This window comes from Corallococcus sp. RDP092CA (assembly GCF_041903675.1).
In the GTDB taxonomy this organism is placed as follows: domain Bacteria; phylum Myxococcota; class Myxococcia; order Myxococcales; family Myxococcaceae; genus Corallococcus.
Window position 1 is genome coordinate 163,579 of record NZ_JAYESI010000001.1, and the last position, 13,917, is coordinate 177,495.

Annotated in this window: 14 protein-coding genes; 10 read left to right on the top strand and 4 right to left on the bottom strand. The window is 72.0% G+C overall.

The features are described from left to right. Positions 1-38 precede the first annotated feature (38 nt). From U8525_RS00760 to U8525_RS00790, 7 genes are all read left to right on the top strand, one after another. On the top strand, positions 39-665 hold the full coding sequence (locus U8525_RS00760; RefSeq protein WP_374259757.1) for a TetR/AcrR family transcriptional regulator C-terminal domain-containing protein: 627 nt from the start codon (positions 39-41) through the stop codon (positions 663-665). A 162-nt stretch (positions 666-827) separates the two neighbouring features. After that, positions 828-1,604, top strand: a complete 777-nt coding sequence (locus U8525_RS00765) for an SDR family NAD(P)-dependent oxidoreductase (RefSeq protein WP_374259760.1) — start codon at positions 828-830, stop codon at positions 1,602-1,604. Next, on the top strand, positions 1,594-2,388 hold the full coding sequence (locus tag U8525_RS00770; RefSeq protein ID WP_374259763.1) for a class I SAM-dependent methyltransferase: 795 nt from the start codon (positions 1,594-1,596) through the stop codon (positions 2,386-2,388). Before U8525_RS00765 ends, U8525_RS00770 begins: the two co-directional genes overlap by 11 nt. Positions 2,389-2,480: 92 nt before the next feature. Continuing rightward, positions 2,481-3,032 carry a hypothetical protein gene (locus U8525_RS00775; protein WP_374259766.1) on the top strand — a complete coding sequence of 184 codons (552 nt, stop codon included), beginning with the start codon at positions 2,481-2,483 and terminating at the stop codon, positions 3,030-3,032. Positions 3,033-3,160: 128 nt separating this feature from the next. Then, positions 3,161-3,544, top strand: a complete 384-nt coding sequence (locus U8525_RS00780) for a hypothetical protein (protein WP_374259769.1) — start codon at positions 3,161-3,163, stop codon at positions 3,542-3,544. A gap of 83 nt (positions 3,545-3,627) precedes the next feature. Next, positions 3,628-4,557, top strand: coding sequence for a hypothetical protein (locus U8525_RS00785; protein WP_374259771.1), 930 nt, complete (start codon positions 3,628-3,630; stop codon positions 4,555-4,557). Positions 4,558-4,700: 143 nt separating this feature from the next. Then, complete coding sequence (locus U8525_RS00790) at positions 4,701-5,096, top strand: LysM peptidoglycan-binding domain-containing protein (RefSeq protein ID WP_374259772.1); 396 nt, start codon at positions 4,701-4,703, stop codon at positions 5,094-5,096. Positions 5,097-5,153: 57 nt separating this feature from the next. On the opposite strand, the gene U8525_RS00795 is transcribed toward U8525_RS00790, so the two are convergent. Together U8525_RS00795 and U8525_RS00800 are read right to left on the bottom strand one after the other, a co-directional pair. Beyond that, a complete protein-coding gene (locus U8525_RS00795) occupies positions 5,154-5,819 on the bottom strand; it encodes a hypothetical protein (protein WP_374259774.1) in 666 nt (221 codons plus the stop codon). Between the two features lie 58 nt (positions 5,820-5,877). Then, on the bottom strand, positions 5,878-7,437 hold the full coding sequence (locus U8525_RS00800) for a ChaN family lipoprotein (RefSeq protein ID WP_374259776.1): 1,560 nt from the start codon (positions 7,435-7,437) through the stop codon (positions 5,878-5,880). A gap of 112 nt (positions 7,438-7,549) precedes the next feature. Between U8525_RS00800 and U8525_RS00805 the strand changes: the two genes are divergently transcribed. Together U8525_RS00805 and U8525_RS00810 are read left to right on the top strand one after the other, a co-directional pair. Beyond that, positions 7,550-10,636: a TonB-dependent receptor domain-containing protein gene (locus tag U8525_RS00805; RefSeq protein WP_374259779.1), complete on the top strand. Its 3,087-nt coding sequence runs from the start codon at positions 7,550-7,552 to the stop codon at positions 10,634-10,636. Next, positions 10,636-11,466: a 5'-nucleotidase C-terminal domain-containing protein gene (locus tag U8525_RS00810; RefSeq protein ID WP_374259782.1), complete on the top strand. Its 831-nt coding sequence runs from the start codon at positions 10,636-10,638 to the stop codon at positions 11,464-11,466. The genes U8525_RS00805 and U8525_RS00810 overlap by 1 nt, the downstream gene beginning before the upstream one ends. 47 nt (positions 11,467-11,513) lie before the next feature. Here the strand turns inward: U8525_RS00810 and U8525_RS00815 are convergent, their stop codons facing one another. Next, on the bottom strand, positions 11,514-11,795 hold the full coding sequence (locus tag U8525_RS00815) for a TIGR04563 family protein (RefSeq protein ID WP_374259784.1): 282 nt from the start codon (positions 11,793-11,795) through the stop codon (positions 11,514-11,516). Between the two features lie 8 nt (positions 11,796-11,803). Beyond that, entirely contained in the window at positions 11,804-12,013 is a 210-nt protein-coding gene (locus U8525_RS00820) for a TIGR04563 family protein (protein ID WP_223645933.1), read from the bottom strand. Between the two features lie 435 nt (positions 12,014-12,448). Here U8525_RS00820 and tilS point away from each other — a divergent pair, with 435 nt between their 5' ends. Then, complete coding sequence (tilS, locus tag U8525_RS00825) at positions 12,449-13,816, top strand: tRNA lysidine(34) synthetase TilS (protein ID WP_374259786.1); 1,368 nt, start codon at positions 12,449-12,451, stop codon at positions 13,814-13,816. Positions 13,817-13,917 lie beyond the last annotated feature (101 nt).

A 13,917-nucleotide genomic window follows, 5' to 3' on the forward strand; every position in this document is an offset into this window, starting at 1 on the left:
GCTGTTAGTTTGTCAAGCCAGCGAGGGCCAGGGTGGGCATGCGAATCCAGCGGGAGCAGGTGGTGGCGGCGGCGTGGACGCTGCTGGACGAGCACGGCCTGGAGGGCCTCACGATGCGCGTCCTGGCGAAGGCGCTCTCCATCCAGGCCCCCTCGCTGTACTGGCACTTCCCAGGCAAGCAGGCGCTGTTGGACGCGATGGCGGACACGCTGGTGCAGGGCGTGGCGCGGACGCTGACGGCGGAGTCGCCGTGGGAGACGGTGGTGCGCACCGTGGCCGAGGAGCTGCGGCGCGCGTTCCTGGCCCACCGGGACGGCGCTCGCGTCTACGCCGGCACCATCGTCGTCTCCGAGCACACGCTGCGCGTCGCCGACACCGTCATCGGCGCGCTGACGCGAGCGGGGCTCGACTCGACGGAGGCGGGCTGGGCGGCGTTCAGCGCGCTGGACTACGTGCTGGGCTTCACCATCGAGGAGCAGGGCTTCGCCTCGCAGGACGCCGAGGCGAAGGAGCGGGAAGGGGCGCTGCGGCAGCTCGCCTCGGTGCGCTATCCGCACGCGGCCGGCGCGGTGGACGCCATCCTGGACCGCGACTTCGATCGCCGGTTCGCCTTCGGGCTGGACCTGCTCGTCGCGGGCATCCGCACGCGGCTGTCCCCGCGGTAGCGCGGCGCTGTCAGGAGCCCGGCGCCCAGCTCGTCCCGCCGCCCGGCACGCAGCGCACCCCCTGACACCGCGCCTCCATCCGGCTGTCCGCCCCGGGCGGCTCGGGCATCATGCCGCGCATCCCTCCCTGTCTAAGGGGAGGCCACGAGGAGCCGCGAAGCGATGGACACGGGACTGCAAGGCAAGGGCGTGCTGGTGACGGGCGGCGCGGGCGGCATCGGCTCCGCGCTGGTGCGGGCGTTCGCGGGCGAGGGCGCGAAGGTGGCGGTGCACTACCACCGCAGCCAGCAGAAGGCGGAGGCGCTCGCGCGCGAGGTGGGCGGGGCGGCCGTGCGCGCGGACCTGACGGTGGAGGCGGACGTGGACGCGCTGGTGCCGCGGGCCGTGAAGGGCCTGGGCCAGCTGGACGTGCTGGTGTGCAACACCGGCGTGTATCCCGCGCCCGACGAGCCGGTGTGGACGATGTCGCTGGAGCGCTGGCGCCGCACGCTGGCGCAGAACCTGGACAGCGTGTTCCTGAGCTGCCGCGCCTTCCTGCGCCACGTGGAGACCACCGGCACGGGCAGCATCGTCATCATCAGCTCCACCGCGGGCCTCTTCGGCGAGGCAGGCCACACGGACTACGCGGCGGCGAAGGGGGCGCTCGCGGCGGGCTTCGTGAAGAGCCTGAAGAACGAGCTGCACCGCATCGCGCCCATGGGCCGGGTCAACGTGGTGTGCCCGGGCTGGACGGCGGTGGAGCGCAACCGCGACACGCTGGAGGACCCGCGGTTCGTGGGCCGCGTCACGCGGACGATGCCGCTGCGCAAGGTGGGGCAGCCAGAGGACGTGGCGCGCGTCGTGGTGACGCTCGCGTCGGATCGCATCTCCGGGCACGTGACGGGTGAGGTCGTCACCGTGGCCGGAGGCATGGAAGGACGGGTGCTGCATGAAGACTGAGCTGGATGTCCGGACGTACAACCGCGAGGCGTGGAACGGCGAGGTGGGGCGCGGCAACCCGTGGACGGTGCCGGTGTCCCCGGAGGTCATCGCCGCCGCGCGGCGCGGCGACTGGAGCGTGGTGCTCACCCCGAGGCGGCCCGTGCCGCGCGAGTGGTTCGGGGACCTGGAGGGCAAGGACGTGCTGGGCCTGGCGAGCGCGGGCGGCCAGCAGTGCCCGGTGCTCGCGGCGGCGGGCGCGCGCGTCACCGTCTTCGACAACTCGCCCGCGCAGCTGGCGCAGGACCGGAAGGTGGCCGAGCGCGAGGGACTGGCGCTCCAGGACGTGGAGGGCGACATGCGGGACCTGTCCGCCTTCGCCGATGGGAGCTTCGACCTCGTCTTCCACCCGTGCTCCAACTGCTTCGCGGAGGAGATCCTGCCGGTGTGGCGCGAGGCCTTCCGCGTGCTGCGCCCGGGCGGCGCGCTCCTGTCGGGCCTCTGCAACCCGGTGCGCTACCTCTTCGACCCGGTGGAGGAGGAGAAGGGCGTGCTGCGGCTCAAGTACACGATGCCGTACTCGGACTTCACCAGCCTCACGGACGAGGAGCGCCGCCGCTACACCGACAAGGGCGAGCCCATGGTCGTGGGCCACTCGCTGGAGGATCAGCTGGGCGGACAGCTGGCGGCGGGCTTCGTGCTCACCCACCTCTTCGAGGACAAGTACGACGCGAAGGACCTGCTCTCCACGTTCCTGCCCACCTTCATCGCCACACGCGCCGTGAAGCCCTTATCGCGTTCGTGACACAGACTTGCGTTGCGCCTGGCCGTCTCGAAAGCCTACAGATAGAGGTGTCCGGGTCCTCCCGGACTTCCCCCTATCCGTAGGAGTCGTTCATGAAGGTGTCGCTGCGTCTTTCCGCCGTGTTGCTGATGGGTGTGTCGTTGCTGGGCCTGGGCTGTGAGGGTGCGGGCGCGAGGGATCCGCTGAACGCCATCGAGGCGGGCGCGCAGGTGGCGGTGGATCCGTCGCTGGCGGAGGTGAAGCAGGGCGCCGTGGGCGACACGGTGCTGCGCTGCACGCAGCCGCAGGACGGCAGCTACCTGGAGGTCGTGCAGACCGCCACGGGCTACGAGGCGGCCACGGTGTCCGAGGCCTACGACCCGTGGGACTGCCGCTGCACCTACGAGAAGCGCGTGGTGCTGGGGGAGTACACGCGGTGCAACCGCTCCACGGTGGATCCGCGCATCCTGAACTGCTTCCGCATCGAGCCCAGCGGCACGACGGGCAAGGTGGTGCTGTCCACCACGCGCGTGCAGCGCACGCAGATGGTCATCGGCGGCACGCAGACGGTGTCGTACACGGACCTGAGCATCGCGGCCATCAACCAGGACCCGGGCCACACGCCGCGCCAGGACTTCACCTACAGCATGGACGACTGCGAGTAGCCGGCGGTCCTCCGGAGGCGATTTAACCTTCGGCGGGCTCCGGGGTCTTGAGTGTCAGAGCGCGACGGGAGGCGGGCCTGCACGGCTGCTCCCGGAGCGTTTTGACCTGAACCCGGAGTCCACACACCATGTCGCTCAAGTCCATGCTTCGCGGTACCGCCGTCGCCTCGCTGCTGTTCGCCGTGCCCGTGTTCGCCCAGGCCGTCGCGCCGTCCGACACCGCCAACAAGGCGGGCCCGTGCGAGGGTCGCCGGGGCCGCCACGGCGGGGGCCACAAGTTCGGCCACATGGAGCACCGGCTGGACAAGCAGGTCGCCGAAGGGCGCCTGACGCAGGCCCAGGCCGACAGCTTCAAGGCGGAGGCGAAGCAGCTCCACGAGGAGATGAAGGCCGCGCGCGCCTCCAACAACGGCCAGGTGGACGAGGCCACGCGCGCGCAGTTCAAGGAGCGCCGCAAGGCCCTGAAGGAGAAGATCAAGGCCGCGCTGGCGCCCACGCAGCAGGGCGCGTGAGGTCCCCGCCGTGAATGGGGGACGTGACGCGAGGGCCCCGGCCGGCACAGACTGACCGGGCCCTTTCGTCCACGGGAGTCCCCATGCTTCGCAGCCTCCTCGTCGCCCTCGTCGCCCTGACCGCCGGCTGCCGCGCGCACCCTGGCGCGACGCAGGCCCCGGTGGACGCGCAGGCCCCGGCGGAGTCGCCGGTGGCGCTGGTGGCGGACGAGGAGCTCCAGCGCGTGCAGCGGCGCGCGCGGTACATCGTCGAATCGGAGAAGGGCGCCATCCGCGCCACGGACCTGCTGCTCGCGCGCCCGGACCTGGACCGCACGCGGATGCACAGGTTCTTCACCGTGCCGCGCGGCAACGCCTGGTACGCCGTCTTCGGCCGCTTCAACTCCGAGGACGCGTTCGTCCCCGCGTATGCGTACCGCGCGCCCATCGAGTTCTCCGGCGAGATGGAGGACTTCCCCGTCGAGTCCCTCCCGGAGGGCATGGACGCCCTGGCCCGCGCGGTGAACGCCGCGTGCGAGCGCGTCTTCCAGGTGCATGGCCGCAGGCAGCTCAACCCCGTCGTGGTGGAGGAGGACGGCGGCATCACCGTCTACGTGCTCCAGGGCTTCGACGACTCGAACCTGTACCTGCTGGGCGGGGACTTCCGCTTCAAGTTCAGCAAGGACGGCCGCCAGCAGCTCCAGGAGCTGCCCCTGCACCAGGGGCTCATCCCCGTGTCCGTCGCGCCGGACGCGGACGGCGAGCGGCCCGCCTTCTCCGCGCACGCGCACGTGCTCTTCCCGGGGCCGCTGGAGACGGAGCTCGCGCTGGTGATGCTCTATCCCGCGCTGGGCGGCCTCTTCGTGGGCGTGCCGGACCAGGACTGCGTCTACGCGCTGTCGCCGGACGGCACCATCCGCGCGGTGCGCCTGAGCCGCGAGGAGGTCCTCCGGGAGCTTCGGCCGGACGGCATCTTCGCGCCGCCCGAGGAGCTGAACAGCGACCCGGAGTCGGGCGCGGACGTGGCGCTCTGAACAGCTCCCGCCGCCGCAGTGTTGAGCTTCGTTCAGGCCGTGTGTGGACGCATGACATCGCCCACGGGCAGGAGGCCTAAGTTCGCGACCTCACGGGGGGATGACGCGATGCGAGTCCCCCGTGCACTGACAGGAGGACGCGGATGGCCCTGCAGAACGACTACCAGGACGTGCTGGACGTGGCGAAGACCGTGGGCGCGAAGATCGAGACGCGCGAGGAGAACGGAAAGCTCATCATCAAGGGCTCCGTGGACCACGCCTTCGACCGCGACCGCATGTGGGATCAGATCAAGGCGAAGCACCCGAAGTGGAACGATGAGGTCATGGTCATGCTGACCGTGACCCACGACGAGCCCTACGGCCTCCACACCGTGAAGTCCGGCGACACGCTCAGCAAGCTCGCCAAGGACATCTACGGGGACATGAAGCTCTACACGAAGATCTTCGAGGCCAACAAGGATCAGCTCAAGGACCCGGACCACATCAAGGTGGGCCAGATCCTCAAGCTGCCGCCGAAGACGATCGCCAACCGCGCCTGAGGCTTCAGCGCTCGAAGTGCCGGTGGACCGCCACCGCGCGGCCCGCCGGCCCCCGGCTCAAGGGCAGTACGGGCAGTCCACCGACGCCTCGAGCGAGTCGTACACGAGGCAGTTCTGGTCCGCGGCGCTGTCGTTCTTCTGCTGGCAGCGGTGGTTCCACACGGACGCGCACTGCGTGTAGACCTGCGCGTCGCCGGTGGGCCCCTGGTAGGTGGCCGTGCACGTGCCGCCCGAGCTCCCGCCCGACACGGTGCAGGTGTTGGGGTCCGTGTTGCTGGTGCAGCGCATGTCGGAGCAGGCGGTGCCGCTGCCCAGCCACTTGCCCGAACAGCTGGAGGCCCCCGCGCGCTGATCACACAGCACGCGGTTCAGGCTCGAGTCGTAATAGGCGCACGCGCCCTTGCCGCTGCCGCTGGAGCCCCCGGACGGCGTTCCCCAGCTCCAGTCAGGCGACCTCGGCTCGGAGAAGGAGGTCTGGGAGACCATGTCGTCCGTGAAGCCGATGTCCTCGCACGAGTCACCGTCGAAGTAGCCGCAGTAGTCCCAGCTCTCGCACCAGAAGTCGCGGCACTCGTCCTCGGTGTCGTCCGAGCAGAAGTACAGCGTCGAGCCATGGACGCAGGCGCCCTGATCGAGGAAGCACCCTGGCAGGACGAGACCCACGGCGAGGGACAGGAGGACGGCGGACACAACGCCCGCGCGCGGACGAGGGGATGGGGTCATCCGCCGGAATGTAGCTTCAAGCGCTCGGGGAATTCAGCTGGGTCACCGTGACCATGGGCTAGAGCCCGCGCAGGCGAGCAGCCCAGGCGAGGTACGCGCCGCGTGGCTCCTCGAGCGGATCCCGGAAGAGCGAGCGGACGTCGTCGGTGTCCACCTGACCCGCTTCGAAGGCGCGGTAGAGGCTGTCCCCCAGCAGGTAGCCCAGCGCGTGGCTGACGCCGTGGAACAGGCGGTCGCGGCGCAGGGGGAGGAGCTTCACGGCCTCGTCGGGGGCCTCGGACTCCGTGGCCTTGTGGGCGAGGACGAAGGCGGCGATCTGCCGCTCCAGGCCCCGGGCCTCGCCGAAGCGCTTCGCCCACTCCGGGATGCCGGGGCAGGTGCGGCGCGGGTTGATCAGCTTGGAGCCGAAGAAGCCCAGGGCCTCCTCCAGGCAGCGCGCATAGAAGGCCTCGGACGCGCCGCGCGGGGCGTCCATGGCGTCGCCCACGGCGCAGTGGCGCACGAAGTGGGTGGCCTCCTCGGCGGCGTGGTTGAGGGACAGCGACGCGAGGTAGGCCGTGCGCGCGCGGGGGATGTAGCCGCTCTCGCGCGAGAGGATGTGCTTGCGCAGCTGGGACAGCTCCGACTGGGTGAAGCGGCCACGTCGGCGGATGCGGGCGAGCACGTCGCCGTCCGCCGCCGTCGTCACCTCCACCGAGTCCAGCTCGCGGCCCACGGGCACGCCCGCGAGCCCTCCGATGAGCTCCGCCATGTCCCGGAAGCGCTCCGCGGCGCTGCGGTCCAGGAGGGGCGCGTCGTCGCCCTCGGCCTCCAGGTAGTCCAGGAAGCTCTGCTGGCAGAGGACGGGCGAGGCGTTCATCAGGCACAGCGCGCCGTCCGCCAGCTCCACGGCCTCCGCGCTGCCCAGCCGCCCCTCGCGCGCGAGCCGCCACCAGAGGCCCTCCGCGTTCTGGTACACGACGAGGCCCCGGCGCGGGTGGGCCTCACCCAGGGCGCGCTCCACCTGCGCGGGCAGGTGGCAGGGCGCGGCGTGGAACTGGCCCACCAGCACCATCACCAGGGGGACGTCCTCCGCGCGGGCCACGCGGGCGATGCGCTCCGCGGCGAAGGCGTCACGCAGCGCGAGCGAGCGCTCGCCCTGGGCCCGCCGGTCGATGGCGGCCACCTGGAGCTTGAGGCGCTTCGCGAAGGCCAGCACCGCGCGGATGCCGGCGCCGGGACCGAAGCCCGGGGTGGGGCCGTGGCCCAGCCGGGCCATCAGGGTGCGCTCGGGCATCCGGCCCGCGAGGTACGCGTCGAGCGCCGCCTGGTGACGGCCCTCCACGCACTCGAGCGCGAGGACGACGCGGCGCCCGGAGGCGAGGGCGCGCTCGACGAGCTCCAGGTAGGTCTGCTGGGCCAGTGGCAGCGTGTGGTAGTCGCCGACGTAGACGAGGTCCGACGCCGCGATGCGCTGGTGCACGTGGTGCAGGGGGACCACGCGCTGATAGGTGCTCGTGCGCCGGCGGTAGCGGGCCTCGTAGGCGCGGAAGGCTTCGGTGCGGCCCTCGACCACCCGGGCAATCTGGGCGCGTTGACGGCGGAAGAGGGCGAGGTGAAGGGCAAGCGACGCGCGCATGGAGCGGCAGGCACCGTCGCATGCGCTCGCGGGGGCGGCAAAAAATCAGCGGGATGTGACAGGGGTGGTGGCTTGACTCGCACCGCCCTGCAACGGACCATCGTCTCCAATCTTGCAGACCGTTCTTCCTCGCACGCTCATCCTCTGTGTCGCGGTCTTCGCCGCGGCCCCCGTCCACGCGCAGGAGGCCGCGCTGTTGCACGCTGCGCCGCCTCGCGCCGAGGCCCGGCAGCCCCTCCAGTTGGATGCGACGCTGGTGGATGGCGGCAGGGTGCTGGAGCTCTTCGTCCGCTATCGTGGACCGGGAGAGCCGTACGTCCAGGTCCCCATGGAGCGGCAGTACGGGGACCTGTACCGCGCGCTGATCCCCGCCGAGCACATGGTGCCCCCCGGCGTGGAGTACTTCGTCGAGGCGGCCATGGTGGACGGAGCGCGCACGCCGCTCTTCATGTCCGCGCTCCGGCCCGCGAGGGTGATGGTGGGGACGCAGCCCGCGGAGCCTCCGCCGGGCCGTGCGTCGCCGGGCCGCAGGGGGGCCCGTGAGCCTCCGAGGTCCGCACCCGAAATCGATGCGTTCGCGCCGCCGTCGGCGGCAGGGGAGGGCAACGACGCGGGAGGCGCATCGGCTTCGCCCCCGGCCTCAGGCACGGATTCCCGGGCTGCGACCCGGCCGGGAGCCGCTGACTCCCGCGCAGCGAGCACTCCGGATGGCACGGACCCGCGCGCCTCCACGCATGCGAATGGTCCGGACTCGGCCGAGCCGGGCCGCACGGATGGCACGGGCTCACGCGCCGTGAACCGCGCGGATGCGTCCGACCCGCGCGCCCCAACCCGCGTGAACGGGACGGACCCGCATGCCTCGAGCCGCACGGATGGCGCGGACCCGCGGGCCCCGCGCCGCGCGGACGCGTCCGACCCGCGCGCCTCCACCCGCACGGGCGGTCCGGATGCACGGGCGCCCGGCCGTGCGGACACCCAGGGCTCACGGGCTCCGGGCGACTCCGATGACGCCATGGCCGCGCTCAACGCGGACCTCCCTCCAGACACCCGCTCCGACTCCCGCGCGTCGCCTTCCTCCCGCTCCACCATGGATGACGACCTGGCGCTCTACAGCGCGGAGGACGTGCTGGCGGTGACGACCCTCCAGGAGGAGGCCGTGCGCACCGTGCCGGCCATCGGCGCGTCCTTCAACCGCGCGCAGATGATCGCCCTGGGCGCCCGCACCGTGGCGGACGTGCTGGACGTGGTGCCCGGTGTGTCCGTCAGCCGCGACGTGCAGGGCTTCCACCGCACCGCCATCCGGGGCCTGCGCAACGACGCGGAGGTCCTCTTCCTCCTCGACGGCCACCGCCTCAACAACTTCTACGACGGCAAGGCGCTGATGAACCTGCCGGTGGAGAACCTGGAGCGCATCGAGGTCATCCGCGGCCCCGGCTCCGCTGTCTACGGCGCGGGCGCCTTCCAGGGCGTCGTCAACCTCATCACGAACCACGCGGACGGCGTGCGCGGCGCCATCACCACCGGCGGCGTCCCCCGCGACGATGGCCGCCTCGCGCTCGCCACCGATGGCCACCTGTCCGCCGCGCACACCACCGGCGACCTGCGCCTGTTCGCGGACCTGGACCTGTGGAGCCAGGAGGGAGGCTCGCTCGTCGTCAGCCACGACGCGCTCGACGACGAGGCCGTGGCCCAGGGGCTGCGCGACGTGGAGCAGCCGGCGGGCAGCACCCGCGACGGCCGCTTCCTCCTCAACGCGGGCGGGGGCGTGTCCTACGGCCTGGACAGCGCCGGCCGCGTGGGCGTCACCGCGCGCTACCTCACGGAGAAGCGGGACGCGCTCGTCGGCCTGTTCGACACCGTGGGCAACGACTCGCGGCTGTCCTGGGACGTGCTCCTCGCGGACCTCACCTGGGAGCGGCCCCTCGCCGACGGCGGCCAGGTGCGCGCCCGGCTGGGGTTCGATCAGCAGTCCACCGACCGCCTGTTCCAGCTCACCCCCCACGACTTCCGCACCGGCGCCGGCGCGGAGCGCCTCTTCCCCGACGGCCTCCGCGAGCAGACGCAGGTCACCGTGCGCACCGTGTCGGGCGCCGTGGACGCGGACCTCGCGCTGGCCAAGGAGAACCACCTCACGCTGGGCTTCGTCGCCGAGCAGCAGTCCCTGTCCCGCTACGACTACACCACCAACTACACGCTCGACGGCCGCCTGCGCCCCAGCCCCGCCGCCCCCGAGGGCCTGGTGGACCTCACGCAGGGCGCGGCCGCCCGCCGCCTCAGCCTGGGCCTGTCCGCGCAGGACCAGTGGACCGTGCTCTCCGCGCTCACGCTCACCTTCGGTCTGCGCCTGGACGCCATCCAGCTACCGGACGCGGACGCGGCTGAGGGCGTGCTCGACACGAGCAAGATGGTGGTGCGCGTCAACCCGCGCGTGGGCCTGGTCGTCGCCGCGTCGGACGCGCTCGTGCTCAAGGCGCTGTACGGCCGCGCCTTCCGCGCCCCCACGCCCCAGGAACTGGTCGAGCGCATCCCCGACACCACCTACAACCAGGGCCGCTTCGAGGGAAACCCGCTCCTGCAGCCCACCACCGTGGACACCTTCGAGCTGGGCATGGACCTGGTCCAGGCCGCGGGCGACACCCGCGTGCGCGTGCGCGCCAACGCCTTCCTCCAGAACTTCGCCTCGCCCATCACCCCGGTGGACACCAGCGGCAACATCGTCCCCCTGCGCAACCGCGAGCTGGGCGTGCGCGTGTACGGCGTGGAGGCGGAGGCCCGGCTGGAGGCGTCGAAGCGCGCCGCCGCGTGGGTCAACGCCAGCCTGTCGCGCGCGCAGGACCTGGAGCTGCCGGACCAGTCCCGCCTGCTCACGGACGTGCCCCAGGCGCGCTTCAACGCGGGCGTGTCCATGCCGCTGGGCGACTGGCTGAACCTGGACGTGGTGGTGCGCTCCGGCGCCGAGCGCCGCAACAACAACCGCTCCACGCTGGAGCTCATCCGCCGCTACCAGATTCCCGCCTACAGCCTCATCACCGCGCAGCTGCGCACCGAGCCCATCTGGGAGCACTTCGAGGTGACGCTCTTCGCGCAGAACCTCTTCGACCACGACCTGCGCGACGACGTGCCCCGGCCGGACCGCCTCACCGGCCTGCTGCCGCGCGAGGGCGTGTCCGGCTACCTCACCCTGAGGGCCTTCTACTGATGGATCGCCGCCACCTGACCGCCGCGCTCGCGGCACTCGCGCTGCTGCCCGGGTGCCTCGCCTACAACGACTCCTGCGCCCCCCTGGTGGACGATCCCGACGCCATCGTCGGCTACCTGGGCGAGGAGGTGCAGCTGGGCTCCGCCTTCACCCGCCACGACAACAACGCGCTGGGGCAGCTGGCCGCGGACGCGTTCCTCCACGCGGAGGACGGCGCCTCGAAGCCCACCGACCTGGGCATCATCAACGGCGGCTCGCTGCGCGACGAGGGCCTGTGCGTCACCCGCACGTCCCTGCGCACGGGGCCGCTCACCGACGGCGTCCTGCACGAGGTCATCCTCTTCGAGAACCTCGTCGTGACGGTGGACCTCACGGAGAAGCAGCTGGTGGACCTCTTCGAGCACTCCGTGGAGGCGCTGGCCGTGGAAGGGCAGGCCATCGTGTCGCCGTCCGGCGCGTTCCTCCACGTGTCCGAGGGCACCACCCTGCGCGTGGACTGCTCGCGTCCCGTGGGCCAGCGGGTGACGGCGCTGCGGGTGCGCGGGCGCGACGTGGCCATCCCCGCGCGCGACGACGCGTCCATCCGCTACCGCGTGGCGATGTCCACGTTCCTGCTGAACGGAGGGGACGGCTACGGGAACATCCTGGGCAATGTCGGACAGGACCCGGACCGCAACCCGGTGACGGCGCGCAAGCTGGGCGGCACGGACGCCAACATCGCGGCGGCGTACATGAAGAGCACGTACCCCAGCCCGGTGCAGGCCCTGAAGGAGGCCCCACGCGTCGTGTTCGAAAGCTGTGCCCGGCCCGCCCGGCCCACCCCGCGCTGACAGCGCGCGCGGATGCGAGGCTTGCGGGGGCCGGGGCGGACGGTGCCCTACTGCTTGGAGGGCTCGTCCGAGGAGGCCGGGGCGCTGGTCGTCACCGCCGCCGGAGCGGAGGTGGCGGTCTGCGCCGCGGCGGCCACCGGCCGTGGAGGCAGGGGGCCCAGCACGTCATTGACCGAGGGCATCCGACGGATGTCAGCGCGGGCGACCTTCCACGCCTGCTGGACGATCCACGACAGGGAACGATCCTGTCGGGTCGCCTCGCGCTGGATCTCTTCCAGCATGTCCTCGGGGAAATAGAGGGATTGCTTGCGGTGATCCGTGGTGGCCATTGCCCTGTCTACGGCCTTTCTTCGCGCGGGTCATTGCGCTCGTCGCCCGTGACGTCATTGACGGCGGGGAATGACTTGATGCGGTCGCGGGCGATCTTCCAGGCCTGCTGCACCACCCATGAGAGGGAGCGGTCCTGCCGGTTCGCCTCCTCCTGGATCTCCTTCAGCATCTCCTCGGGGAAGTACAGCGACTGCTTGCGCTTGTCGGTGCCTGCCATGCCTGGGTCTCCGGGGCGGATTCGAGGTGACGACCTGAACACACCGGAGCGGTTATCCGACAGACTCCCTGAAGGGTCAACGGTTTCGGAGCACTCAAGCGTGCGCCCGCGCGCTGAACGCTCCGCTTCCGACAATGCGTGGCAAGTGAAAAAAGAGAAACGCCCCGGCCTCCGCGAGGGAGACCGGGGCGCTTCGGAAAGAGGGACCGCCGGGAGCGAATCTCCAAGCGGCCCCGTGGGCCCAGAGGGGGAGGGGGGGGACCCCTAGGCCCAACGTCATGAAGTCCAGAACGTCCGACCAACAACCGCGAGGCGCCGTTCTATTTCCGCCCCGCGTCCTTCTGTTGTGGGAATCATGGAATGTCTTCCCACGCCTTCCGGCCACCGCGACTCTGTAACCCGGCCATCTGACACTCCATTCCGGACCTGGGCGCCATGCCTCGCGCGTCTCCTGCACGTCCCTCGCTGACCGCCGCGCTCGCCCGCTCCTATGCCGAGCAGGGCGCCCGCTCGCGCTCGGTGCTGCTCGCGGTGTCCGGAGGCGCGGACTCCACCGCGCTCCTCGTCGGGACGGCGCGCGTGCGCGAGGCGCTGGCGCTGCGCGTGGAGGTGGCCACGGTGGACCACGGCCTCCGGCCTGAGGCCGCGGGGGAGGTGACCTCCGTCGTGGGGCTGGCCTCGCGCCTGGGCCTGACCTGCCACGTCCGGCGGCTGGCGCTGGGACCCGGGGCGGGCCTGGAGGCGCGGGCGCGCGAGGCGCGCTACGCGACGCTGGAGGCCCTGCGGAAGGAACTCGGGCTGGACTTCGTGGCCACCGGCCACACGCTCGACGACCAGGCGGAGACGCTGCTGATGCGCCTGTCCCGGGGGGCGGCGCTCCGGGGCGCGCGGGCCATCCACGCGCGCGCCTCCACGCTCCTCCGCCCGCTGCTCGCGTGCTCGCGCGAGGACGTGCTCGCCTTCCTGGCCGCCGAGGAGGTGGGGTTCGTGCGCGATCCGATGAACGCGGACCCCTCCTTCTTCCGCACGCGCGTGCGCCGGGACGTGCTGCCCGCGCTGAACCGCGCGGCGGGCTTCAGCACCGTGGAGCACCTGGCCACCTTCGCGCGGCTCGCCTCGGAGGACGAAGCCCTGCTCGCCGGGCTGGCGGACGCGGCGTGGGAGCGGCTGGCGCTGCCGGGCGGGGGGCTGGAGGCCGTGGGGCTCCGCGCGCTGGAGCCGCCCCTGGCGCGCCGCGTGCTCGCCCGGCTGCTGGGCGCGGCGGGCGCGCGGGTGGACCACGCCACGCTCGAGCGCGGACGCGAGGTGGTGGCTCGCGGGGGCGCCATGCCGCTCAGCGGCGGCCTCCTCCTCAAGGCCACCGGCGGCCGGGTGCGCTGCGTGGGGGCGCGGCGGGACGCGGCGCCCGCGCCGCTCGTGCTCGAGGGGCCGGGGGCGCGGGGCGACTTCGGCGCGTGGCGCTTCCAGGTGGCGGAAGGAACGCCGCCCCCAGGTGTGTTGGCCCTGGGATTGGAAGCGGAGACGGCATGGCCCCTCACGGTGCGTTCGAGGACCCAGGGCGACCGCATCCGGACGCGCGCGGGCCACCGCAAGGTGCAGGACGCCCTGGTGGATGCCCGCGTTCCCTCGGAGGCGCGCGACGCTCAACCCGTGGTGGTGGACGCGCGCGGCGAAGCGCTGTGGCTTCCCGGCGTCCTGCCGCGCTCCAGCGAGCCCCGCGCCGCTTCGCGCGAGGGGTCTTCCCGACAGTCGCTGTGGGCCCTTCCGCCGCCCACGAGCGAACGAAAGACCCCTCCGTTATAGAGTCGATGCCTCGAATCGAGGGGATGGTCGCGGTCCCCTAAATAGTTGAGGGCTTTTTGCTGTTGCTGATACGGTCCGTCGCTGGCCTGCACACGGGCGGG